The organism is Variovorax sp. NFACC27, from assembly GCF_048301545.1.
Lineage (GTDB): Bacteria > Pseudomonadota > Gammaproteobacteria > Burkholderiales > Burkholderiaceae_C > Variovorax > Variovorax gossypii.
The window spans coordinates 4,083,217-4,107,760 of the sequence record NZ_CP157613.1 but is presented as its reverse complement, the minus strand read 5'-3'; the positions used below and the strand labels follow the sequence as shown (position 1 = coordinate 4,107,760).

At 67.3% G+C, this 24,544-nt stretch carries 13 protein-coding genes and 1 pseudogene; 9 read left to right on the top strand and 5 right to left on the bottom strand.

Going from position 1 to position 24,544, the window contains the following annotated elements; genetic code table 11:
• Window positions 1–195: 195 nt before the first annotated feature.
• Window positions 196–6,711, top strand: a complete 6,516-nt coding sequence (locus ABL840_RS19195; RefSeq protein WP_093429457.1) for an ESPR-type extended signal peptide-containing protein — start codon at window positions 196–198, stop codon at window positions 6,709–6,711.
• A 20-nt stretch (window positions 6,712–6,731) separates the two neighbouring features.
• Entirely contained in the window at window positions 6,732–7,580 is an 849-nt protein-coding gene (locus ABL840_RS19190) for an OmpA family protein (protein ID WP_093307599.1), read from the top strand.
• A gap of 51 nt (window positions 7,581–7,631) precedes the next feature.
• Here ABL840_RS19190 and ABL840_RS19185 read toward each other — a convergent pair whose 3' ends face one another.
• On the bottom strand, window positions 7,632–11,081 hold the full coding sequence (locus tag ABL840_RS19185) for an autotransporter outer membrane beta-barrel domain-containing protein (RefSeq protein ID WP_418116336.1): 3,450 nt from the start codon (window positions 11,079–11,081) through the stop codon (window positions 7,632–7,634).
• Between the two features lie 161 nt (window positions 11,082–11,242).
• Window positions 11,243–11,560 carry a hypothetical protein gene (locus ABL840_RS19180; protein ID WP_143043032.1) on the bottom strand — a complete coding sequence of 106 codons (318 nt, stop codon included), beginning with the start codon at window positions 11,558–11,560 and terminating at the stop codon, window positions 11,243–11,245.
• A 394-nt stretch (window positions 11,561–11,954) separates the two neighbouring features.
• Here ABL840_RS19180 and ABL840_RS19175 point away from each other — a divergent pair, with 394 nt between their 5' ends.
• From ABL840_RS19175 to ABL840_RS19160, 4 genes and pseudogenes are all read left to right on the top strand, one after another.
• Window positions 11,955–15,008 carry a PAS domain-containing protein gene (locus ABL840_RS19175; protein WP_418116335.1) on the top strand — a complete coding sequence of 1,018 codons (3,054 nt, stop codon included), beginning with the start codon at window positions 11,955–11,957 and terminating at the stop codon, window positions 15,006–15,008.
• Between the two features lie 398 nt (window positions 15,009–15,406).
• Window positions 15,407–18,619: an autotransporter outer membrane beta-barrel domain-containing protein gene (locus tag ABL840_RS19170; protein ID WP_093307604.1), complete on the top strand. Its 3,213-nt coding sequence runs from the start codon at window positions 15,407–15,409 to the stop codon at window positions 18,617–18,619.
• Window positions 18,580–19,248 carry a hypothetical protein gene (locus ABL840_RS19165; RefSeq protein ID WP_143043033.1) on the top strand — a complete coding sequence of 223 codons (669 nt, stop codon included), beginning with the start codon at window positions 18,580–18,582 and terminating at the stop codon, window positions 19,246–19,248. Before ABL840_RS19170 ends, ABL840_RS19165 begins: the two co-directional genes overlap by 40 nt.
• A gap of 60 nt (window positions 19,249–19,308) precedes the next feature.
• A pseudogene (locus tag ABL840_RS19160) lies at window positions 19,309–19,845 on the top strand (IS66 family transposase); the annotation flags it as partial.
• Window positions 19,846–20,022: 177 nt separating this feature from the next.
• Here ABL840_RS19160 and ABL840_RS19155 read toward each other — a convergent pair.
• Window positions 20,023–20,649: a TetR/AcrR family transcriptional regulator gene (locus tag ABL840_RS19155; protein WP_093208558.1), complete on the bottom strand. Its 627-nt coding sequence runs from the start codon at window positions 20,647–20,649 to the stop codon at window positions 20,023–20,025.
• Between the two features lie 58 nt (window positions 20,650–20,707).
• Between ABL840_RS19155 and ABL840_RS19150 the strand changes: the two genes are divergently transcribed.
• Both ABL840_RS19150 and ABL840_RS19145 read left to right on the top strand, forming a co-directional pair.
• Window positions 20,708–21,436 carry a nitroreductase family protein gene (locus tag ABL840_RS19150; RefSeq protein WP_093307607.1) on the top strand — a complete coding sequence of 243 codons (729 nt, stop codon included), beginning with the start codon at window positions 20,708–20,710 and terminating at the stop codon, window positions 21,434–21,436.
• Window positions 21,437–21,573: 137 nt separating this feature from the next.
• Complete coding sequence (locus ABL840_RS19145) at window positions 21,574–21,828, top strand: hypothetical protein (RefSeq protein WP_093307609.1); 255 nt, start codon at window positions 21,574–21,576, stop codon at window positions 21,826–21,828.
• 380 nt (window positions 21,829–22,208) lie between these two features.
• On the opposite strand, the gene ABL840_RS19140 is transcribed toward ABL840_RS19145, so the two are convergent.
• The gene (locus ABL840_RS19140; protein ID WP_093307610.1) at window positions 22,209–22,427 is read right to left on the bottom strand and encodes a hypothetical protein; all 219 of its coding nucleotides are present in this window, start codon (window positions 22,425–22,427) and stop codon (window positions 22,209–22,211) included.
• A 96-nt stretch (window positions 22,428–22,523) separates the two neighbouring features.
• A complete protein-coding gene (locus ABL840_RS19135; protein ID WP_176947664.1) occupies window positions 22,524–23,420 on the bottom strand; it encodes a helix-turn-helix domain-containing protein in 897 nt (298 codons plus the stop codon).
• A 136-nt stretch (window positions 23,421–23,556) separates the two neighbouring features.
• On the opposite strand from ABL840_RS19135, the gene ABL840_RS19130 reads away from it, so the two are divergent.
• Complete coding sequence (locus ABL840_RS19130) at window positions 23,557–24,543, top strand: Bug family tripartite tricarboxylate transporter substrate binding protein (RefSeq protein ID WP_093208564.1); 987 nt, start codon at window positions 23,557–23,559, stop codon at window positions 24,541–24,543.
• The last annotated feature ends 1 nt before the right edge of the window (window position 24,544 follow it).

The window sequence follows — 24,544 nt, the reverse complement described above, 5'->3', positions numbered from 1 at the left end:
AATAGAATTAATTAGTAACTTTATATTACTATTGGTTTTTGATTTTTACATGGAAATCTAAATCGGTTCGACCAAATTCCTCCGAAAAGCAACAAGCCAAGTTGCAATCGTTAACTCCGTCGTCAATAGTTGTAAACAACAGTTAATAGAGCAATTTCCAGGGAGACGCGCTTTGAATCGAACGGACGGAGCCTCATGAATACGACTTATTGTTCAATTTGGAATGAATCCCTTGGCGCCTGGGTCGCGGCGTCGGAAAACACCCGCGCCCGAGGCAAGCGGGGCGGCAGCCGCGTGGCGGCTGCGCCCGGCGCGCTCACGTTGCTCGCCTCCGGGCACTTGCGCGCGGGGCTCATGACGGCGCTGATGACGCTGGGTGGCATGGCCGTGCCGTCGCTGGCGCAGGCGCAGTCGGTCGACTGCTCGGTATCGCCCTACAACGCGTACAACAGCACCGCCTCGTGCATGGGCCTGCAGTCCAAAGCCTCGGGCATCGGGGCCACCGCGCTGGGCTCTCTCGCGCAAGCCCAGCAACTCGGCGGGCTCGCCGTGGGCTACAACGCCCTTAGCTCCGCACAGAATTCCATTTCCCTGGGGTTTCAGGCCTACACCACGGGCGTCAACTCCATCTATCTGGGCGCGCGCACGGGCCCCACCACGGGCGCACTAGGCGGGGGCTCCATCGGGATCGGCACGGACGTGACCGCGAGTGGCGGCAACGCTGTTGCCGTTGGCAGTCTGGCCCTGGCCAGCGGGGACAACGCCACCTCCATCGGCGTGACTGCGAGGGCGACCGGGTTGCGCAGCCTTGCACTTGGATTCCAGGCCAATGCGGCCGCATTGGATACCGTCGCGCAGGGCAACACCGCGACCGCGACCGCCCAGAATGCCATCGCCGTGGGCTTCCAGTCGGTCGCGACCCAGCTGAATTCGGTCTACATCGGCTCGCGCACGGCGGCGGGGACGGGGGCCACGGGCGTGGGTGCCGTTGCCATTGGCACGGATGTGACGGCGTCGCAGGACAACGCCACCGCCATCGGCTTCCAGAGCAAGGCAACCGCGCAAAGCTCGGTCGCCGCCGGTCCGAATGCGGCGGCCTCGGGCGCCGCAGCCATGGCGCTGGGTTCCGGCACTGTCGCAAGCAGCATCAATGCGGTGGCGCTGGGCGCGGCCGCCACTGCCACCGCAGCCGGTGCCAGCGCCTTGGGTACTTTCTCCGCTGCCACGGGAGCGAACTCCACCGCCGTCGGCAGCGCCGCGGCCAGCGGCGACCGTGCGTTCGCCGGCGGCCGTTCGGCCAATGCCGCAGGGTCCGACTCCGCAGCCATCGGTACATTCGCCAACGCGACGGGCATCAGCTCGGCAGCCCTCGGCAACCTCGCCAATGCCTCGGCCGACTTCGCGCTGGCCATGGGCAATCAGGCGGTCTCGAGCGGCGTCGGCGCGGTCGCGGCAGGGTCGGGCGCCAACGCCGCGGCTGTCGGTACCGTCGCGATGGGCAACAACGCCACGGCAACCGTCTCACGCGCCACTGCGCTGGGATTCGGCACGGCGGCCACCGGCCAGAACGCCACTGCGGTGGGCGCACTCGCCGCGGCATCCGCGGCCCAGGCGATCGCACTCGGCAACAGCGCCAAGGCTTCCGCGCTCAATGCGATCGCGATGGGCAACAGCGCCGTCGCCGATGCCGGCGATGCGGTGGCGATCGGCAACGGTTCGACAGCCACGGGTGGCAAGGCCGTCTCGATCGGCTCGGGCAACACCGCCTACGGCAACGGCGCGGTCGCGATCGGCGATCCGAGCTATGCGAGCGGCACCGGTGCCTTCACCGGCGGCGCCGACAACATCGCCAACAGCGACGGCACGGCCTCGGCCACGGCAGCCAACCAGGCCAATGGTGCGGTCGCGATCGGCAACGGGAACAAGGCGATCGGCCAAGGCTCTGTGGCGCTGGGCAACGGCTCGACGGCCGGCGCGGTGGGCAAGGCGGGCGGCGTGGCCATCGGCGATGCGGCAACGGCGAGCGCCAATGCAGGCGACGTCGCGCTGGGCTCCGGCTCGGTCACGGCCACGGCCGTGGGCACGCCCAACGTGACCATCGGCGGCACGACCTACAACTTCCAGGGCACCAACCCCACGAGCACGGTGAGCGTGGGCAGCGTGGGCAACGAGCGCACGATCACCAACGTGGCGGCCGGCCGGATCTCCGGGACCTCGACCGACGCGATCAACGGCTCGCAGCTCTTCGCCACCAACCAGGCCGTCGCGGCCATCGCCGCCAGCACGCCCACCCACTACTACAGCGTGAACGACGGCGGCACGCAGCAGGCGAACTACACCAACAACGGTGCGACGGGCGCGAATTCGCTGGCGGCCGGCGTCGCCGCCTCGGCGTCGGGCGACCAGGCCCTGGCACAGGGCTTCCAGGCGAGCGCGTCGGCCGGCGACGCCATCGCGATCGGCACCGGCACCAAGGCGTCGGCGGTCAGCAGCACTGCGATCGGCGTCAACGCCACGGCATCGGGGGTCAGCGGCTCCACCGCGGTGGGCGCCTTCTCCAACGCCAGCGCCACCAACAGCCTGGCGGTCGGTGAATTCGCCAGTGCGTCCGGCGAGGGTGCCTCGGCCGTTGGCCCCGGTGCGAACGCTGCGGCGGCGCGCGCCACGGCGCTCGGCAACGCCTCGTCCGTCACGGCCGCTGGCGGCGTCGCCGTGGGCGACACGGCCAGTGCCAAGGCGGCGAACGGCGTGGCGCTGGGCTCGAACTCGGTCGCCAACAACGCCGGCGACGTGGCACTGGGCTCCGGCTCGACCACGACCACGGCCGTCGGCACGGCCAGCACCGTGATCAACGGCAAGACCTACAACTTCCAGGGCACCACGCCGGCCTCGACCGTGAGCGTGGGGGCTTCCGGCGCCGAGCGCACCATCACCAATGTCGCGGCCGGACGGATCTCCGGGACCTCGACCGACGCGATCAACGGCTCGCAACTCTTCGCCACCAATGCTGCGATCGACGACGTGGCGGCCACGGCCGGCAAGGGCTGGAACGTGACCACGGCGCAGACGGGCACGGGCACCGTGACGGGCACGAGCGTGCAGAACATCGCCCCGGGCGGTACCGCCACCTACACGGCGGGCAACAACATCGCGATCACGCAGAACGGCTCGGAGGTGCAGATCGCCACCAGCGCGACACCGAGCTTCACCAGCGTGACCGCGGGCGGCACGGTCATCAACAACGCAGGCCTGACGATCACGGGCGGCCCGAGCGTGACGACCACCGGCATCAACGCGAACAACACGGTGATCACCAACGTGGCGCCTGGCGTGGCGCCCACCGATGCGGTGAACGTGGATCAGTTGACCAACACGGTGGCGGCCAGCAAGACCAAGTACTACAGCGTGAACGACAACGGGGTGGCTGGCGCCAACGTCAACAACGACGGGGCCAAAGGCATCAACTCCGTCGCCGCGGGCGTGGGGGCCAGCACCACGGTGGCTGCCACGGGCGGCGTGGCCATGGGCAACAACGCCGCCGTCAGCGCCGTGAACGGGGTGGCACTGGGTGCCGGCGCGGCGGCGGGCGCCAATGCGGGTGACGTGGCACTGGGTTCGGGCTCGACCACGGCGGCCGTGGTCAACACCCCGAGTGCAACCGTCAACGGCACGGTCCACACCTTCCAGGGCACCGCAGCGACGAGCACCGTGAGCGTGGGCAGCGTGGGCAATGAACGCACGATCACCAACGTGGCGGCCGGCCGGATCTCCGGGACCTCGACCGACGCGATCAACGGCTCGCAGCTGTTCGCCACCAACACCGAGCTCGCCAACATCGGGGTGACGGCGGGCAAGGGCTGGAACGTGACCACGGCGCAGACGGGCACGGGCACCGTGACCGGTACGAGCGTGCAGAACATCGCCCCGGGGGGCACCGCCACCTACACGGCGGGCAACAACATCGCGATCACGCAGAACGGCTCGGAGGTGCAGATCGCCACCAGCGCGACACCGAGCTTCACCAGCGTGACCGCGGGCGGCACGGTCATCAACAACGCAGGCCTGACGATCACGGGCGGCCCGAGCGTGACGACCACCGGCATCAACGCGAACAACACGGTGATCACCAACGTGGCGCCTGGCGTGGCGCCCACCGATGCGGTGAACGTGAGCCAGCTGACCACCCAGGTGAACGGCGCGAAGATCCACTATTACGCCGTGAACGACAACGGCACGCAGCAGGCGAACTATGCGAACGACGGCGCCACGGGTGTCAATGCCCTGGCCGCCGGCGTGAACGCCTTGGCTGCGGGGACCAGCGGCGTCGCCATGGGCAATGGCGCGCGCGCCAGCGCCGCGGACACCATCGCGATCGGCAGCACCGCGACGGCCGATTCCGCGGAGGCGGTGGCCATCGGCAAGGGTGCGACAGCCACGGGGGGCAAGGCCATCTCGATCGGCTCGGGCAACACCGCCTACGGCAACGGTGCCGTGGCGATCGGCGATCCGAGCTATGCCAGCGGTACCGGTGCCTTCACCGGTGGCGCCAACAACATCGCCAACAGTGACGGCACGGCCTCGGCCACGGCTGCGAACCAGGCCAATGGTGCGGTCGCGATCGGCAATGGCAACAAGGCGATCGGCCAGGGCTCGGTGGCGCTGGGCAACGGTTCCACGGCCGGCGCGGTGGGCAAGGCGGGCGGTGTGGCCATCGGCGACGCGGCAACGGCGAGCGCCAATGCGGGCGACGTCGCGCTGGGCTCCGGCTCGGTCACGACCACGGTCGTCGGCACGGCCAGCACGGTGGTCGGTGGCACGACCTACAAGTTCGCCGGCACCACGCCGACCTCGACCGTGAGCGTTGGCGCGCCGGGTACCGAGCGCACCATCACCAACGTGGCGGCCGGCCGGATCTCCGACACGTCGACCGACGCGATCAACGGTTCGCAGCTGTACGGCACGAACCAGCAGGTCACGAAGAACACGACCGACATCGCCAACATCAACGCCGGTGCAGGCATCAAGTACTTCCATGCGAACTCGACCCAGCCCGACTCGCAGGCGCTGGGGACGGACTCCGTCGCGATCGGGCCGAACGCGGTGGCCAACAACGCCGGTGCGGTGGCGCTGGGCTCGGGCTCCACCACCGATGTCGCCGTCGGCACGGCCAGCACGGTGATCAACGGCACGACCTACAACTTCGCGGGGACCGGGCCGACGAGCACGGTCAGTGTCGGCGCCGTCGGCGCCGAGCGCACGATCACCAACGTCGCGGCCGGCAGGCTCTCGCAGACCTCCACCGACGCCATCAACGGCTCGCAGCTCTACGCGACCAACCAGTCGATCGCGAACCTGAGCACCACGGTCACCGCCAACAAGATCAGGTACTTCAGCGTCCAATCCACCGGCGGCGGCAACGAGGACAACCTCGGCGCGCAGGCGGCCGACGCCGTCGCCGTGGGCAAGGATGCCAGCTCGACCGTCAACGGCGGGATTGCCCTCGGCGCGAGCTCCGTCTCCGACCGCGCGGTCGCAGGCAGCACCGGCAACATCCCCGCGGGCAGTTCGCTGATTCCCTTCAACACGACCGACCGAACGCTGGTGGGAGCCCTCTCGGTCGGCAGCGCCACCACCTACCGCCAGATCACCAACGTCGCCGACGGCACGCAGGCGCAGGACGCGGTCACGGTGCGTCAGCTCAGCGGCGCGCTGCAGTCCTTCGCGGTCACGCCGATCCAGTACTTCCACGCCAACTCCACGGCGGCCGACTCGCTGGCCATCGGCACGGAGTCGGTGGCGGTCGGCCCGCAGACGGTGGTCAACGGCAACAACGGCGTGGGCATCGGCAACGGCGCCGTGGTGCAGCAGAGCGCGCCGGGCGGCATCGCGATCGGCCAGGGCGCGACCTCGCACCTGGCCGACTCCATCGCGCTGGGCACGCAGTCGTCCGCAGCCGCGGTGCAGGGCGTCGCACTGGGCGCCGGCACGAGCGTGACGCAGGCCGGCGGCGTGGCGCTGGGCGCGGGCTCGGTGGCATCGACGGCCGCGGGCGTGGCGGGCTACGTGCCGCCCACCGCGACCGACGCGCAACGCATCGCCATCGGTGCGACCACCAGCACGCTGGCAGCGGTGTCGGTGGGCAATGCCGCCAGCGGCCAGTTCCGCCAGATCACCGGCGTGGCCGCGGGCACGGCCGACAGCGACGCGGTCAACGTCTCGCAGCTGCGGGGCGTGCAGGGCACGGTCGCCGCCATCGACCAGTCGACGGTGAAGTACGACACCAACGCGGACGGCTCGGTCAACTACAACAGCGTGACCATGGGCGGCAGCAATGCCACCGCGCCGGTCACGGTGCACAACGTGGCGCCGGGCGTGGCCGGCACCGATGCCGTCAACGTCAACCAGCTCAACGCGACCAGCGCCGGTCTCAACAACCGCATCAATGCCCTGGGCGACAAGGTCGATGCCAACACGCGGATGCTCTCGGGGGGCATCGCGGCCTCGGCAGCGATGGCGGTGGTCACGCCGGTGGAGCCGGGGCGCTACCACGTGAGCGGTGCGGTCGCGGGCTACAACGGGCAGGCCGGCATCGGCTTCAACCTGCTCAAACGCTCGGAGAACGGGCAGACCACCCTGCATGCGGGCGTGGGCTGGGCCACCGGCGGCAGCAAGGCCATCGTGCGCGTGGGCTTCGGGTTCTCGTTCGACTGAGCGCAAGAGGAACAACATCCATGAAAACACACACTACATTCCATTGCCTCGCACTGACCGCCCTGGTGGCGATGCTGGGAGGCTGCGCGACGGGCACCGCCGTGCCCGAGCAGACCGGTGCGGCGCCTGCCGCCACCGACTCCGTGCACTTTCCTGAGGCGGGCAGCGCCTGGCTCAAGGGCGGGACCTTCGTCAATGTGGAGCAGCTGCGCCGCGTCGGCCGGGGGATGACGAAGAACCAGGTGCGCGAGCTCATCAGCTATCCGCACTTCGGCGAAGGCCTCTTCGGCCCCAAGGAGTGGGACTACCTGTTCAACTTCCGCACCGGCCGAGGCGACGAATTCGTCACCTGCCAGTACAAGGTGGTCTACAGGGAGGGCCTCTCCGATGCGATGTACTGGAAGGACCCGGCCTGCGCGGGTTACCTTTCGCCGAAGGTCGATGCGGCGGCGCCGGTGCCGGCGGCTGCCGCCGCCTCCGCGCCGCAACGCTTCAGGATGGCAGCCGATGCGCTGTTTGCCTTTGACAAGTCGGGCACGGCCGACATGTCGGCCGACGGACGCGAGCAGCTCGACCAACTGGCCGCCCAGCTCAAGGGCCAGTACAAGCGCTTCGACGCGATCACCGTGATCGGCCACACGGACAGGCTGGGCAGCGACGCGTACAACCAGGCGCTGTCGGCTGCGCGGGCTGCGACCGTGCGTGACTACCTGATCGCACGGGGCCTGCCGCCGTCGGCACTGCGCGCCTTCGGGGTCGGCAAGACGCAGCCGCTGGTTTCGTGTGTCGACGGCCGGCAGCGCGCCCAGCTCATCGCCTGTCTGCAACCCAATCGACGCGTCGAACTCGAGGTCACCGGCGAGCGATAGGCCGTCGTGGTCTCGCGGCGCGGCTGGCGGGATCTCTGTCCCGCCGGGGTCTCACCACTTCATGCGCACGCCGACCGATCCGTTGATCGAGCTCTTCACCCTGGCGTTGCCGCCGCTCGCCCAGAGCTTGCCGACTTCGCCGTAGAGGCTGGTCGACGGGCCCAGCGCGAGCGTGAAGCCGCCCGCGAGCTCGGTGCTCGTGCCGCCCGTCGGCGCGGAGATGTCGGTGGTGGTCGCGCCGTTCACGAAGCGGGCGACGTCCGCGCCGCTCGATGTCCGGTAGACGTTGAAGCGGCCGTACGGCTGCAGCGTGCCGACGCCCGTCGCGATCTCGCCCTTGACCCGCACGCCCGCGCGGGCGATCCAGCCGCTGTCGGCCTGCGGCTGGACGACGGCGCCGACGATGGCGGAGTTGTTCAGGTCCATGTGCTGATGGATCAGCTGCAGCTGCGGCTCGATGCTCCAGCCGCTGCCGCCCAGCGCGAAGGACTGCCCCACTTCGATGGAGCCCAGCAGGCTGTTGCCCTTGCCGCTCGTGCCCGGACTCGCCAGGGGCTCGACCGTGTAGCGATGGCGGCCCGACTGCACCACCGCGTCGGCATAGAAGCCGCTGTCGCTGGTGTAGGTGCCGTACACGCCCAGGTACTGGCTGCGCAGGTCATTGCGGCCGACGCCCAGGTTCTGGATGCCGCTGGCAAAGCCCCTCACGCTGGCATCGCCGTCGAGCTGGCCGACGTAGACGCCCACGCGCCAGTTGGGCATGGCCAGCAGGTCGGTGCCGGCCTGGAAGCCGGTGAGACGGCCCTTGCTCGACGGCGATACCGCGCCGCCCTGCTGGATGTCGATGTCGGTGGAGAGCACGCGGGCCCAGGCACGGCGGTGGGACGGGAGGGAGGACTGCGCATCGGCGCCGGCCCTGGCATCGTCGTCGCCCACCCGCAGATGAAGGTTGCCGAGCATGGCGAGGTTGCCTTGGCGCAGCTGGCCCGGGAGGGCCGCATAGAGCGGGACTTCGGTGCGATAGGTGGGAACCTGTACGGTGGCCGGGATGCCTGCATGGGGCGCGTTGGCCGTGCTGCCTGTGCTGCTCGTGGCGGTCGTTGCCGTGGTGGTCGATCGCAGGTACCAGTTCTCGCCGGCGCCGCTGGCATCGGCCGCGTACAGGCGGTACTCGTAGGCGCCCGCGTCGACGTGGCCGCCCGCGAGCGAGAACGCGTCCTTGGTGGTCTGCGCGGTGGTGGTGGCGCCGTTGAGCGCCGAGACCACCTCGATGCCGTTGCCCGTGGTCAGCGCGCCCAGGCCACCGAGCTGGATGATCTGCACGCTGGTCTTGCCGCTGGCCGAGGCGCTTGCACCGTTGAGCACCAGCCGGTCGCTCACGCTGGTGCTGTCGCCCAGAAATGTGCCCAGCCGCAGCACGCCGTTGTTGCCCACATAGGCGCCGTTGACGGTGAGGGTGGTGCCCGGTGCGGTACCCACCAGCGAGACGGTGCCGCTGTTGGCGAGCGAAGCGACCGTCTGGCTGAAGCCCGCAAGGTCGAGCGTGGCGCCGCTTCGCACGGTGTGCGCCGAGGCTGCGCTGAAGGTGCCGGTGGCACCCGCCTTCAGGGTGCCTTCGGCCACGTCGGTCGCGCCGGTATAGCTGTTGGCGCCCGAGAGCGTGAGCGTGCCGCTGCCGATCTTGGTGATGAAACCGCCACCGGTGATGTTGCCGCTGAGCGTCGCGCTGAAGCTGCCGGTGTCGATCACCGGGTCGTTGTTGCCGGTCAGCGCCACCGCGTTCGCGAGGTTCAGGCCGTCGGCGGCGAAGCCGAGCGTGGTGCCGTCGTCCATCGCCAGCGCGCCGGTGCCCAGCGCCAGGCTGTTGCCGACGTTCAGCCGGCCTTGCTTGAGCGCGGTGCCGCCGCCATAGCTGTTGGCCGCGGTGAGCGTGGTGGTGCCGGCGCCTTCCTTGATGAGCGAGCCAGTGCCGCTGATCGTGCCCGACAGCGTGAGCGCGTCAGAGCGGTTGATGGCCAGCGTCGCGTTGTTCAGGACGTTGCCCGCGATGCTGCCCGAGGTGCCGCCGTTGCCGAGCTGCAGCGTGCCGGCACTGATGACGGTGCCACCCGCGTAGCTGTTGTCGGCGGTGAGGATCGTCGTGCCCGGGCCGGACTGCACGAGCGCGCCGGTGCCGCTGATGGTGCCTGATAGCGTGAACGCGTCCGAGCGGTTGATGAGCAGCGTCGCGTTGTCGACGATGTTGCCTTTCACCGAGCCGCTGGCGCCGCCATTGCCAAGCTGCAGCGTACCGGCGCTGACCGTGGTGGTGCCGGCGAAGGCCTGGTCCTGCGTCAGCGTGAGCGTGCCCGCGCCGGTCTTCTCGATGCCGCCCGTGCCGCTCACGAGGCCGGCATAGGTCGCGTTGTCGGGCTGGGCGAAACGCACCAGCCCATTGTCGGTGATCGCTGCCGGTGCGAATTGCGCGCTGCTTTGCAGCACGCCACCCGAACCGACCGTCATGCTGCCTGCGTAGGCGCTGTTGTCGACACCCAGGATCAGCGTTCCACCCGAGACCGTGGTGCTCGTGATGCCTGCCGGCGCCAGTGCAACATGGAAGTTCCAGGTGCCGCTGTTGTTGACCAGTGTCTCGAAGCCGGTGAGAGACAGCGGCGCAAAGGTGTCGCTCGCGTTGTTGTCGCTGTTCAGCGTGAGCAGGTCGGTGCCCGCCCCGCCGCTGATGTTGCCGGTGATCGAGCCGCCCGTGTACCAGCGCAACGCATCGCTGCCGCCCGCGAAGGCCAGCGAACCGGTGAGGCTGCCCCTGTTGGTGAAGTCAACGGCCATCGTGCCGCTGGCGCCGATGACGGTCGTCGTGGTCGAGCCCGTGCCGGCACCCGCAATGATCGCGCCGGTGTTCACGACGGTGTTGACGCCGCTGCTCGCCTGGAACCAGATCGCCGTGTGGGCGGAGCTGATGGTTCCGTGGTTGGTGATGGTGTTTCCGCTGCCCACGGGATTGATGGCCTCGGAATTGGTGCCCGCACCGTTGGCGGTGACAGCGCCTCCAGCCTCGACGGTGATCGTGCTGTTGTTGTTGACCTCGATCGTGTTCGCGCCGATGCCCGCGTACGGGGATGCTCCCCCGTTGGAGGCGTTGTTGCTGACCGTGGCGCCACTCTGCACCACGATGCTGGCCGTGTTGCCAAGGCTGATGCCCGAACTGTTGCCGGTGCTGACCGTCGCGCCTGACGTGACGGCTACCGCCGTACCTGCCGGGGTCGCCAGTCCGGCTCCCACTGTGGTGCTCTGGTCAGCTCCCGTGCAGTTGATCGCATTGGCGTTCGTGTCGGTCGTGCATGCGGCGGAGGCGGGCAGAGAAGCTGCCGCGAGCACGGCTGCAGCGAACAGGGTTGCGCCCTGGGTTGCCGCCGTCGATCTCGCCTGGCCGCGCCCGAATTCGGAGGCAACGCTCCAAACAGCGAGTGCGTCATTCCAAATGACGCGAAAAATCTTGTTCATGTGTTGTCTGTCCTGGCAATGGCGCGTCCGCAAGAGCTGCGGGCGCGTGGACGCCGGTATGCCGGCGCTCCGTGCCTCCCTGTGCGAGGGGTGGACTCTAGGTGCAAACAAACGTAAATAAAATTGCCATATATGAATTGTTTGCGTGAATGACAATTTGTTCACAAACCTGATTTATTGTGGAAAGTGCGCTTCATGTAATTGCGTCGATATTTGGCATGGTGAATTTCATTTTTGATGGTAATTGGGGGTTTTTTAAACAAATCCATTGAGAACGTGATCGGGCGCGGCATCCTTCCGTCAAAAAAATCGGGAATCCCACATACCGCTGGATGGGCTGACGCCGCAGTGAACAGGCGTGGAGCGGTGTGTACCGTTGGGTGAACCAGGCGCAAGCTCGGCTGGGGCACTGGCCTCTGCCCAGCAGGCAACAGGGCACGCAGGCAGTGCCGATGGCGCGTGATCCAGTCATGGCGCATGCATCTGGAGCATCAGTTCCGTCCTGGCGTTGTAGCGGTGCCCCCGGCGCCGATGAAACCGTCCGACCCTGGGGTCGTGCCTGCGGGGCGTGCGAGCGGGCCCGCACGCGGTGAAGGCGACCGCGGCTGTCGGCGGCGCAATGACCTGGGCAACTCGCAGCCGCGGGGCGAGCGAGGTCCGCTGGCGCCAATGCCCGTTCCATGGATGGACGCTCGCCGTTTCTTGCGGCAGTGGTTCGGGCCATGTGGTGCGTCCGTGGCGAAGATGTGCCTCGAAGCGCTGCGGCCTGCACATGGCGGGCTTGTCCCGTCCGGCCAAGGAGGCGGCGTGATCTGCGTTGGATTGAGCGGTCACAGATCCGCGCGGGCGTCGCTATCATCCAGAAATGCAGCCATGGCCACCCCCGGTGGCGAAGGAGACCCAGTGCGGCTCAAGCTGAGAACGAAGACAGCGCTGCTGATTACCTCGCTGGTCCTTGTGTTGGTCGGCTTGACGGGCGGGTGGCAGTACCGGTCCCTCTCCGCCGAGTATGTCAATCTGATGCGTGAGCAGCAGCAGGCGCTGACCGACAGCGCCGCAGCCGATCTCGACTACAAGCTCGGTGTCCATCTGGCCGCGCTGGCGCGTGCGGCCCGGGAGCTCGGCAAGGACGGCTTCGCGGATCCCGCGGCGCAGCAGCGTTTTCTTGCGGACAGGGACCTGCGCGCGATGTTCGACAATGCCGCGCTGGCGACGCTGGACGGCACACTCGTGGCCAGCAACCCGCCCGCGTCGCGGGCTTCGAGCGTCTCCGATCGCGACTACTTTCGGCGCGTACGCGATCGGCGCGAGCCCGCGATCTCGGCACCCTTGCTCACCAAGGGCGGCCAACAGCCCGTGGTCGTCATGGCCGTTCCCGTCGAAGGCCCGGACGGCCGTCTCGCCGGCGTGCTCGGCGCGGCGCTGAACCTGCAGCGCCCCAACATGCTCGGCGACCTCAGCCGGGCCACGGTCGGACAGGGCGGTTACTACGTGATCGTCACCCGCGGCCCATCCCCGCAGATCGTCATGCACCCCGATGCGGCACTGCTGCTCAAGCCGGCGAATGCCGCGCCCGTCGCCTTCACCGGCGATACCGGAACGGACCTGGCAACGCATGCTGCCGTGCGCACCGCCGACTGGGAGCTGCGCCTGATCGTGCCGGCGCGCATCGCCTATGCGCCGCTGGAGCAGGCGAGGCGAAACCTGCTGCTGCAGTTGCTCTGGCTGGGCCTGGGCTGCGCGGTCCTGGTCTGGCTGGGAACCACCTGGCTCATGCGTCCGCTGGAAGCGCTGAGCAACGCGATCCGCACCCTGCGCCATTCGCCGGGCAGCCAGGTGAAGCTTGACGTCGTCGCCAACGACGAGCGCGGGGATCTGGCGCGCGAATTCGACGCACTGATGGCCGAGCTGCGCGAGCAGCGGCTGGAGATGGCGGCCGTCACCGACGCCTCGCCCGTGGGATTGTTCCGCTGCGACAGCGAAGGGCGCATGACCTACGTGAACGACGAGTATCTGGCGATCCACGGGCTCGCGCGCGAGGCTGCGCCAGACGGCTGGCTCGCGCTGGTGCGCGAGGAGATCCGGGAGACGGTTCGCCAGGAATGGGTCCGCACCGTCAGCGCGGCTGCACCGCTGAACGCCACGCGCCGGCTCTATCGCGCCGACGGGACCCAGGTGCTGGTGGCGCTGAGAAGCCGGCCCGTGCTCGCGGAAGGGCGCGTCCTCGGCCACGTGGGTACGGTGACCGACATCACCGAGCGCACCCGGGCCGAGCGGGCCCTGCGCACGCTGACCGCCATCTTCGACATGACGACCGACTACATCGTCCAGCTGGATGCAACGGGGCGGCTCATCTACATGAACCCGGCCGCGCGCCGCCGCACGGGGCTGGCCCTCGACGCATCGATCGAACAGCTGAGCGCGGCCGATTTCAATCCGCCGCAGACGATGGAAAGATTCAGGACCGAGGTGGTGCCCACCGCGGCCAAGGCCGGCGTCTGGGTGGGCGAGTCGATGGTGTGGGACGCCGAGCAGCGGGAGTTTCCGGCGAGCCACATGGTGATCGCGCACCGTGACAGACACGGCAAGGTGGAGTATTTCTCGGGGCTGATGCGTGACATCTCGCAAGCCAAGGCCGCGGAGCGGGCACTGCGCGAGAGCGAGCATCGCCTGCGCATGGTGACCGACCATCTGCCCGCGCTGATTTCCTACCTGGACCGCGATCTGCGGTTCCGGTTCGTCAACAAGGCCCATCAGGACTGGTTCGGGATCCCGACCGAGCAGATGCTGGGCATGGGCTTGTGGAAGTTCTACGGCGAGGAAGCGTGGGCGCAGATGGCGCCGCATCTGCACGCGGCGCTGGCTGGGCGCCAGGTCACCTACGAGCGCCGCTTGGTGACGCCCAGCGGGCGCCGGGACGTCCAGGCGACGGTGGTTCCGGAGCGCGATGTGAATGGCGAGGTGGTCGGCCTCTATACGCTGGACAGCGACATCACCGCGCACCACGAGGCGGAAGAAGCCCTCCAGGAAAGCGAAGCCCGCTTGCGCACGGTGGCTGATGCGCTGCCGATGCGCGTGGCCTACATCGATGCGGAGGAGCGCTATCGATTCAACAACCTGGCCTACGAACGCGGCTTCGGCCTGTCCCGGGACCAGATCCAGGGGCGTACGGTGAAGGAACTGCTGGGCGAGCCGGCCTACCAGAGCGTGCGGCCGCACATCCGTGCGGCGCTGGCCGGCGAGGTCGTCACCTTCCAGAGCGAGATCTCCAAGAGCGACAGCTACTACTGCTACGAGGCCCAGTACATCCCGCAGCCGGCGGTGAACGACGAGACCATCGTCGGCTTCCACGCCGTGATCACCGACATCACGCGGCAGAAGCTGGAGGAAAAGCGCCTGGTGGACCTGGCGCAGATCGATCCGCTCACCGGTCTTGCCAATCGCGCGGGGTTCGAGGTGCGCCTGGCGCAGGCCATGGAGCGCGCCCGGGAGGCCGGCGAGCTGATGGCGCTGATGTACCTGGACATCGACGGGTTCAAGCGGATCAACGACCAGTTCGGACACCAGGCGGGAGACGAACTGCTGCGGGGCTTTGCGGGCAGGCTGTCGCAGGCGCTGCGCGCCGGCGATGTGCGCGCACGCCTGGGCGGGGACGAGTTCACGGTGATCATGGAAGGCCTGCCCGACCCGAATGGCGCGGTGTCCGCAGCCCAGAAGCTGATAGGGGCCATGCAGGCACCGTTCGCCGTCGAGCAGCGCACGATCGCCATCAGCACGAGCATCGGCCTGGCGTTCTACCGGGGCGGCGCCACGACGGCGGCCGCGCTCGTCAAGCAGGCCGACGAGATGCTCTACCAGGCCAAGGGAGCGGGGCGCAACAACGTGCAGGTGGCGCCTGGGCTGATCGGAGAAGCACCGCCGTCGTGAGATCGCAGCCGGCCGCCCATGGGTGAGCCCTCCCGGCGTCGATCGCCGTCGCGAATACTTGCATCTCTGGGAGTCTGTCCATTGCTCTCTTTGAAGGAACCGAATCGCCCCGGGTCTTGCGGAGGATGATTCGTGCCCGCCTCGGGCGCAGGGGCGGCGACGTCTGCTCGCTGCATCGCTGCATCGCTGCATCGCTGCAACTCGACTGACGAGGCCTAAAGTGTGCGCTCGTTCGCAGTGGGGCCAGCGATTGCGTCGAGAAGTGAGCGGTTGAATTTCAATTTTGACGCTGGTCGGGCGCACTCAAAGTCAAAAACAATAGAGCTGGTTTGCTTCCCGGAAGCCGGCCCGACGTTGTCCCTCGACGGGCATGCCATCCAGCCAGACAGTTCTCCCCAATGCACTTACCCGGCGCGCCCTGCTGGCCTTCCCCGAAAACAAGAACACACAAGATCCCGCGCGACCTGCACAGAGACGGCGAGCCTGCACTGCGCGAATCTCCAGGATTGCATCTGGCGTCGCTCCTTGCCCGGATCCTGTTCGTGGTCGCGGTGGTGCGCCCAGTCACCGGGCTTGCAGCCACGACCTACGAAGGAACGGTCACCGGCGTGCAGACGAACGACCAGGCAGGCGGAACCGGCAACTATTCGCCAGCCTACGTCATCACGGCATCTCAGGGCACGTTGCACTACGCCTTTGCGGCGGATGACAGCATCAGCGTGCAGGCGACCGGCGGCGACGTGTATGGCGTCCTGCTGACTTCGGCCTCCGGCTCATCACCCGTGGTGCTGGATTCCGCCGGCGGCACGTTGAACATCTCCTCGGCCAGAGGCACGGCGGATTCGACCTTGGGGCTGTCCAGGGGCATCAGCGTCGATGGCGGGAGTCTCGTGGTCAACGGCAATGCCTCCATCTATGCCCAGTCCGACAACAAGGAAAGCATCGCCATCGGCGTGTACGCATCCCAGAGCACGGTCACCTTCAACGGCGATACAACGATACGCACCAGCACGCCGGGATACTCGCGTGGCCTCTGGGTCTACCAGAGCACGGTCACCTTCAACGGAGACACCACGATCGTGGTGAGCGGCAAGCGGGAGAACTCCGATGGCGTCCACAACTCCGGGGGCGGCAGGAGCAGCATCACCTTCAACGGCAACCTGACGATCTCGGCGACAGGCGCGTACCCGAGCGACAACGCGCACGGCATCTACAACGACAACCAGAACAGTCGGCTGCATGTGACGGGCAACCTGGATCTCACCGCCGCTGCCAACGGATCGACGGTCTTCGGCATTCGCAATCAAGGGGTGCTCACCATCGATGGATCCAGCAGCATCACGGCCACCGGGAGTCGGTCCGCATACGGTATTGCCAACACACACCGGACCGCTCGAATGACCTTCGGAGGCGACGTGGACATCTCGGTGGTTAGCACCACCGGCTACGTGCCGTTCGGCAATCCAACGGGGATCGGTAACAGCTATCCGGGCACGTCCTCCATCAATTTCGGCAAGGCGGTCACGGTCAGCGTCTCTGCCGCGGCGGAGGCCTACGCCGTCAACAACGCCAGCACGCTGAATTTCAACTCGACGACGGACAACGTGGCGCTGCAGGTCGCGTCGTCATGCAGCGGCTGCGACGTCTACGGCATCCGCAACGACGGCGGAACCCTGACGGCCGCGGGTGGCTTGAGCATTTCGACGTCGCCCACCGGCACGGGCAATGGCTATGCCATCTGGAACGTGGCGGCGGACGGGCGTGATGCGACAGTCACGGTCAACGCTTCGGGCGGGCAGCCCGTGAAGCTGCAAGGCGACCTGGTGACGGGCAGTGTGACGAACGCCGCCGGCACGAAGTACACCGGCATCTTGAACGTGAACCTGGACACCTCGGACTCGTACCTGCGCGGACCCGTCAGCGGTTTTGCGGACCCCGACACCTCGGACACCACGGTCTACACCGCCGGCTCGCCAAACCTGTCGTTTTCCAAAGGGGCCTCCTGGATTCCCACAGGTACCGGCACCGTGACTGCCGACTTCGGTTCGGGCACCCTGACGCTGACCAACGGCGGTGCGATCGACATGGCCGCCAGCTGGGGAAGCTTTCTTGCGGGAAGCATTCCAACCTACTCGCTGCGCGTTCTCAGTATCCAAAGCTCGACAAACGCGGCAACGGTCAATCTGGGGGATGGCGCCACGTTTCGCATCCTCAGCGATGTGCGCAACGGTGCGGCCGACAGCATTCAATTCGGTAGCGGCGTGACGAGCTTTAACGCAACCGGAACGCAACGGGTCAGTGTCGTGTACGACCCTGCGCTCAACGACACGAGCTGGGTCAATGCCTCGACGATCAAAACCGGTACGGTGATCCCTGCGAGCAAGGCCATCGTCGTGATCGACGCCTCGGCTGCTGGCGGCGGCACAGCGCGACTGCAGGCCGTTCAGGGCGTAACAAACCAATGGAGCTACGAGAACGACCTGGTGCGGTTCTCGTATTCGCCCAACGTGACGCTCAGTACGGACGCAAGCAAGGTCCTGTTGACCGGCCTGAGCATCTTGGGCGAGGACACCGGCACGGCGACGGGCACCACAAGCACGACCTCGAACAGTACAAGCAGCGCAAGCAGCACAAGTGCCACAAGCAGCCAGTCCGCAGTCCCGACGAGCGTCACTCCCTCGGAGACCGTGAAGACGGCCGCCGACGCAGGCGACAGCCTCCGCAGCCTCTGGGCCTTGCGCGCAAACGGAATTGCCCGCCGGACCGAGTCGTTGCGAAGCGATGCAAGCGCCCAAGGTTCCGGGATCTGGGCCGAAGTGGATGGCGGTGGCTTCGACGCCAGGACCGACTACGCGAGGACGTACCGTCAGACCTATGGCGGTCTTTCCATCGGGTTCGATCGGAACCTGGGGTACTTCGATGGATGGAGAAGCCATGCGGGCGGCTCCGCCAGCTTCATCAACTCCAGCGCCACCTATGAGCGAGGCAACGGCAAGGCGTCTGCCGTCGAGCTCGCGGGTTATGGCCTCTGGGTCCACGACGGCGGAACGTATCTGCAGATCGGCGCACGGACCGCCGCACTGGAAAACAAGTACGCGTCGTTCGATTCGCTGTCGCGGCATGTCACCGGCACGTACCGCATGCAGGGATACGAAGTCAGCGCGGAGGCCGGGCATCGCTTCCCTCTGCCTCAGGACACCTTCGTGGAGCCGCAACTGGCGGTGACCGCGAGCCGCCTGGCGGCCAACAAGCACGTGGCGAGCAACGGCGTGACCATCAGCCAGGACAACGACGACGCTGGCTCGGTCAGGGCCAGCGTGCTCCTGGGCAAGGCTGTGCGGTTGCTCGACCTGAGCGGTGACATCTATCTGCGGTTTTCTGCGATCAACTATTTCGGCGATGGGTTGTCGATCACTGCCGCCAAGGGGAGCGGCAGCCTTCCTGTTGAAACCGAAAGCCGCAACGGCGCGGGCGGTGAAGTGAGGGTAGGCGGCCGCTTCGCGTTCCTGCCGCGGCGAGGCTTTGTCTATTTCGAGGCTTCCAGCCTGGCCGCCAAAGGCATCCGGCGGACATGGAGCCTGCGCTCGGGCTTGCGCTACGAGTGGCAATGATGGCAACAAGTCCTCTGTGCTGGCTGGCGCGTTGGCTGAACGAGCGCGGCGCTTGGGCTGCAATGGTGGTGGTTGCCGGCCTGGCCTTCGCGCCACTCCTCGCAATGGCCGGGGATGGAGAAAGAAAGAGCTTCGCCTGGGGCACGCAGGTGACGCGGGACAACGTCGCCTTTGAGTTTCAGGAAGCCCGGTACGCCAACCTCGTCGTGGACAGCAGCGCCGCCGATTCACCGAAGCAGTACAAGGGCGACTTTGTCCTGCTCCAGGTGAAGATCACGAACATGGCAGAGCAGCCACTTTTCGTGAGGTTCCAGCCCGTGTTCAGATTGGTCGATGCGGCCGGTGCGTTGTACGAGCCCCATGAGATGCTGACTCGGCTGGTCAACCCGCCAGAGGCAGGTCAGACACCGTTCGGCGAGCCGCTCGCAGCCGGTCGATCCATGCAAAGACGCGTGCTTTTCTCCGTGCCGAAACAGCCCTACAGAGCCGTCGTCATCGTTCCACGCAGCACCGAGAAAGCCGACGATGGGGTCGTGACATATTCGGGGCCATACTTCTTCTACGACCTGGCACCCCTTCGCGCTTCGTTGACGGCAAAGAGCGCCAGGACCGCTGGGAAGGGCCCGTGAGGCAACTGTGTCTGCGAACGCCCGACCGATCCATCTGAAGATGCAACAGGTCTTGAAACCCGCAAGTTCGTGGAGCTGCACCTGGCCAACAAGAGCACGCTGGCGGCCGCGGCCATCGAGTTCATCTGTCAGCTCTACGGCATCGAGCGGGAGGCAAAGGACTTGCCTCCTGAGGAGCGCTTGCGAGAACGACGAACGCGCGCGGCGCCGATCGCGCAGGTCCTGCACAGCAGGTTGCTGGATTTCCGGCCGAAGGTGCCCGATGGCTCGGCGACCGCAAGGGCCGTGGACTACAGCCTGAACCGCTGGGCGGCGCTCACGCGCCACCTTGGCGACCCGGCCTTGCCCATCGACAACGATTTCGACGAGCAGCAGATCAGGCCATGGGCCACGGGACGCAAGAATTGGCTGTTCGCCGGGACGTTGCTGGCCGGGCAGCGAGCCGCGGCCATCATGAGCCTCATCCAAACGGCGAAGCTCAACGGCCACGATCCTTCTGCATACCTTCGTGACGTGCTGATGCGTCTCCCGACCCAACGGGCGCGCGACCTTGCAGACCTGCTGCCCCATCGTTGGATGCCCTCAAGCTCACAATGACAGCACACCGTTCCTGAGCGGTCGCCAGGAATGCTGAGCGCGAACGCCAGAATCATCGTTATGAGACGGTTTGCGATGCTGCTCAGCCTGATGGCCACGGCGCTGCTTCTTCCGCGCGAAGCGCCAGTTGATGCCAACGTCTTCTTCGGACCTCGACTTGGTGATCACTTCGTCCACTCAGGCCGATGAGGCCCGGCGCTGCAGGTACCCTTGGAGCAAGGCGACCACCTCTTCGCGGAACTGCGGGAGGCCGAGCACTTCAGGCCGATGCGTCGCCGCGCCGTTGATCACGGCCCGCGCAGCGACCACGCCGATCTCTATCGCGACCTCGGGATTCGGCACGTTCTTCATGAACGGCCGCAGCGCCTCTAGCGCCTGGCGCCGGAGCGCCGCTTCATCCTCCGTGGGGCACTTCACCGACCGCGGCAGCTCCTCGGCGAAGGCGCGATGAAGGGCGGGCGCGACGCGATGCTCGTCCACGATCGCGCCCACCAGCAGCAGGAGCGCATCGCGCAAGGAGCGCTGCCCGGCCAGCCGGGGCAGCGCCTCCACCAACTTGCGGCGCGTCTGCTCGATGTGGCGGCGCTGCAGCTCGGCGACGATGGCCTCCTTGTTGGGGAAGAACTGATACAGGGAACTGATGTTCACCCCGGCGCGCTCGGCGATCGCATTGGTGGTGAAACCCTCCCAGCCACGCTTCACCAAAATGTAAGCCGCAGCTTGCGTAATGGCGTCCACCGTGGCCCGCGAGCGCGCCTGCCGAGGCTGTTTCCGGGGGGATGTGGTCGGCCGCACGGTTTTCATGGGCGCGAAGCTCCAAATGCAAGTTTCAAAAAAACAAGTCAAAGCTTACTATTTCAGCATGCAAAAGCAAGACACATCGCCGCTCTGGGCTGCCTTCCAGGACGTGAATCGACGCCGACGCGCTATCCGGGAATTCGCACCGGCGGCGCTGCCCGACGCCGACGTTCGCGCCGTGCTCGAGGAAGCCGCCCGGGCGCCTTCGAGCGGCAACCTACAGCCCTACCAGCTCCATTGGGTGCGCGAACCCGCATTGAAGGCGCGCCTGGCCGAGGCCTGCAGCGGGCAGCGTGCCGCGGTCTCCGCACCCACGCTGGTGATCGTCGCAGCGAGCCGCGAGATCGCGCTGCGGACGGCGAGCCAACAGCTTTCCTACGTCGAGGCCTCCAGCAGCCTGCCCCAGCGCTCGAAGGACTACCACCGCGGGCAGGTGAAGATGTTCCGGCGCGTCCTGGAACTCGGCTCGTGGGCCCTCTGGACGCCGCTCGCAGCGCTCGCCGCGCTCGCGCGACCCAGCCTGGCGCTGCTCCCCATCGGCCACCTGGGGAGCCGCTCGTGGGTCGCAAGGAACGCGAGCTTCGCGGCGCAGACCCTGATGCTGGCCGCGGCCGCCAGAGGCATCGACTCCTGCCCGATGGAGGGCTTTTCGGCACCCAGGATCTGCCAGATCCTCGGGCTGCCGCGAGGCACCGTCATCCCTGTGGTCATCGCCCTGGGCCACCGCGCAGAGAAGGCGCGGCTCGAGCACCAATGGCGGCGGGAATGGCCGGACCTGGTCGTGGAGCATTGAACCCGCTCGCCGGACGGCGCCACTGGCGGCATTCGGTCTGTGCGCGCCCAGCGGGCTCCTGGATCACTTCAGGTTCGACTTGAAGAATTCGGGTCAACGCGCACGTCACGGGCCGGCTCGTATTCGACTCGAGTGGCATGGTCGTCGCCGGGGCACTTGGCGGGCGCGGTCTGGCCTGGTTGCCCGACGATGCCGTTGGCGAGCACCTCTCATCCGGGCGCCTGGTCGCTGTGCTGGAGGACTGGTCGCAGACCAATACCGGATACCACGCCCACTACGCCACTCTTCCCCTGCGATGGGTGTCGTGGTCAAGGCTTGGCCTCAGGTCAGTCGCGGCGACTGACTGCTCGGGCGACCTACGAGTTTCTGCAGTGGGTCGTTCACCGTCTTGAGACCAGTGCCGCCGGGCGCCCCCCGTTGAGCCGCAAGCGGTCGTCGAGCCGGCGCCGCGCCCACCGTCAACACGACTTCGCCGTGCGCTTGCGAAAAATCGGCCGCAACAGTGCCGCTCCAACGCGCGCATCCCCCAGTGCTCATGTTCTTCTCCCAAGGCCGCATCGGGCCTGTTGTTGGTTCGTGCCAGCCGCGCAGGAAGCGGCGTGGGCTGCAATGAGGAAACTAATAGGGGGTCGAGGAGGAGCTTGGTGGTTTTGTCTCTATTTCTTCGCCAGCTGTGCTGCAGGCACTGCACGTGCGCAGATCGACCGCGGGATCTCGACTCTGTCTGCGTCGACTCCGAACTCGTCGTGAATCGATCATGGAGGGCGTGGGGTCATGCTGGGCGGGCCCGGGGCTTCGTGCTCGATTGCGCGAGTGCCTGCTGATGCCCGAGCGCGGCCGCGTCGTCATGCAAGCGGATGCTGATCAACTGCGTGACGGGAAAGGGTTGTCGGCTTCGTCGGCTTCGGGTCGCGTGACCGAGCCGGTCCCGACGGTTCGCGATGCATGGGAAGTACTGCGCCTTCGTGACCATGGCCATGGCCATGGCCATGGGGTTCCAGCCTGCAGGGGGCGCGAAGTACCCGGTGGCGGGGGCGGGCAGGAGGGCGTGTGCTCCGCCGAGACCGGTGATTGGGCCCGCATGTGCCTAACGAGGTGTTTTGACCCCCTGGGCCGCCAGTGCCCGGTACTGTGAAGGCGAGTGGCCGGTGGCGCGAGTGAAGAACTTGCTGAAGTAGGCCGGGTCCTGGTACCCGATGGTGTCGGCCACCTCTGCCACGGACATGGGGGTATAGGCGAGCAGTCGACGTGCTTCCAGCATGAGTCGCTCGTGCAGCAGCTGCAGGGCCGACTGCTGCGTCGCATTGCGGCAGCTGCGGCTCAGGTGGTCGGGTTTCACGCCCAGCTGCTGGGCATAGAAAGGAAGGCCGCGGTGCTCGCGAAAGTGCTGCTCTGCCAGTGCACGGAAGCGCTGGAGCAGCGCATCGCGCGCACCGGGCGCCTGCGTCTTCTGGATGTATGCGCCGTGCAGGCGCAGCAGCAGGACGGCAAGCAGGGTGGCGGTGGCCAGCAGCGCAGGCACCCGGCCAGCATCGTGGCCGTGGAACTCGCGCCCCAGCATGGCGAAGAGCGTGGCGCATTCGGCGTGCGCCGGGGGCGCCAGCTCCGTCAGCAAGAAGGAGCTGCCCAGGCTCGTCTCCGCCAGCTGTGTGCCGGCCAGGAGTTGCTGCAGCGTGGCGCTGGGAATGGTGAGCTGATGCCCCGAAGTGTCGCGTGTGTGGTGAAAGCCGTGCACCGAGCCCGGGGCAATCAGCAGGATGGCCGGGGCGTCGGCCTGCACCGCTCGCCCATCCACCGTGCCGCTGATGCGGCCCCGCTCCAGGAACTGGATCTGGTGCAGGCCCTCGTGGCGATGCGCCGGAATCGTCCAGTCCATCTCCCGCCCGCGCACCGCCACCAGCTCGTAGTGCAGGCAGTCGTCGGGCTGCTCATGACGGACTTCACGGAAGGGGACGAGGAGGAGGGGCCTGGCAGCGGATTTCACGGCGTGCAGATCGTGCAGATGCGATCGAGGCCGGAAAACTACCTGCCATGGTGCGATTTGTCCATTCGCGGCAGCCCTCGGTGGCCTCACGATCGATGCATCGACAGCCAAGGGCCCCAGACCCAGGAGACATGCCATGGACCGCAGAGACTTCCTTCATCTTCTTCAGGCGGGCAGTGCGCTGGCCGCGCTAGCCCCCTGGGAACGCGCGCTCGCGCAGCTCAACGGCAATGCCTCCATCGTCTCGGGCTTTCCCGCCGGCGGCATGGGCGACCATGTGGCACGCCCGCTCGCCGAGAAGCTGCGCGGCAAGTACGCCGCCAGCCTGGTGGTGGAGCCGAAGACAGGGGCGGGCGGGCGCATCGCGGTGGAGTACGTCAAGCGTGCGGCGCCCGATGGTCTGACGATCCTGCAGATTCCCAGCTCGCCGATGACGCTCTATCCGAACACCTACAGGAAGCTCAACTACGACCCGATCGCCGATTTCGTGCCGGTGACCAGCACCGTCAACTATGCGTTCGTGCTGACAGCCGGGCCCGGTCTGCCGGCGGAAGTGAGGACGGCGTCGGAGTATGTGAAATGGGCCAAGGCCCATCCGCCGCAGGCCAACTACGGCGTGCCGGCGGCCGGCTCGGCGCTGCACTTCGTCGGCATGATGCTGCAGAAGGCCAGCGGCGCGGAGCTGACGGCGGTGGCCTATCGGGGCGGCGCGCCGCTGCTCAACGACGTCCTGGGCGGTCAGGTGCCGGTGAGCGTGAGCGTGCTCGGCGAGGTGATGCCGTACATCCGCGCCGGCAAGCTGCGGGGCCTGGCGGTATCGAGCGCGCAGCGTTCGCCCTTCCTGCCGGAGGTGCCGACCTTCGTCGAGCAGGGCTTCGCCGACATCGTGGTGCAGGAGTGGCTGGGCTGGTTCCTGCCGGCGCGCGCATCGGCCGAGACCGTGCAGCGCCTCAACGCGCTCGTGCGCGAGGGCCTCGCAGCGCCCGAATTCGTCGAGGCATTGGCCAAGGTGGGACTGCAGCCGATGCACCAGAGCGCCGACGAGTTCGCCCGCATCGTGCGCGCCGACCGGCAACGCTGGGCCCCGATCGTCAAGGCGGCCCATTTCACGGCGGAGGACTAGG

Bases quoted from the DNA above. Each gene is read 5' to 3' on its own strand.
- ABL840_RS19145 (WP_093307609.1), top strand. From the start codon at position 21,574: ATGGTCGTCGCCGGGGCACTTGGCGGGCGCGGTCTGGCCTGGTTGCCC.
- ABL840_RS19130 (WP_093208564.1), top strand. From the start codon at position 23,557: ATGGACCGCAGAGACTTCCTTCATCTTCTTCAGGCGGGCAGTGCGCTG.
- ABL840_RS19150 (WP_093307607.1), top strand. From the start codon at position 20,708: ATGCAAAAGCAAGACACATCGCCGCTCTGGGCTGCCTTCCAGGACGTG.
- ABL840_RS19140 (WP_093307610.1), bottom strand. From the start codon at position 22,427: ATGGCCATGGCCATGGCCATGGTCACGAAGGCGCAGTACTTCCCATGC.
- ABL840_RS19195 (WP_093429457.1), top strand. From the start codon at position 196: ATGAATACGACTTATTGTTCAATTTGGAATGAATCCCTTGGCGCCTGG.
- ABL840_RS19170 (WP_093307604.1), top strand. From the start codon at position 15,407: ATGCACTTACCCGGCGCGCCCTGCTGGCCTTCCCCGAAAACAAGAACA.
- ABL840_RS19175 (WP_418116335.1), top strand. From the start codon at position 11,955: ATGGCCACCCCCGGTGGCGAAGGAGACCCAGTGCGGCTCAAGCTGAGA.
- ABL840_RS19155 (WP_093208558.1), bottom strand. From the start codon at position 20,649: ATGAAAACCGTGCGGCCGACCACATCCCCCCGGAAACAGCCTCGGCAG.
- ABL840_RS19165 (WP_143043033.1), top strand. From the start codon at position 18,580: ATGGAGCCTGCGCTCGGGCTTGCGCTACGAGTGGCAATGATGGCAACA.
- ABL840_RS19185 (WP_418116336.1), bottom strand. From the start codon at position 11,081: ATGAACAAGATTTTTCGCGTCATTTGGAATGACGCACTCGCTGTTTGG.
- ABL840_RS19180 (WP_143043032.1), bottom strand. From the start codon at position 11,560: ATGCGCCATGACTGGATCACGCGCCATCGGCACTGCCTGCGTGCCCTG.
- ABL840_RS19190 (WP_093307599.1), top strand. From the start codon at position 6,732: ATGAAAACACACACTACATTCCATTGCCTCGCACTGACCGCCCTGGTG.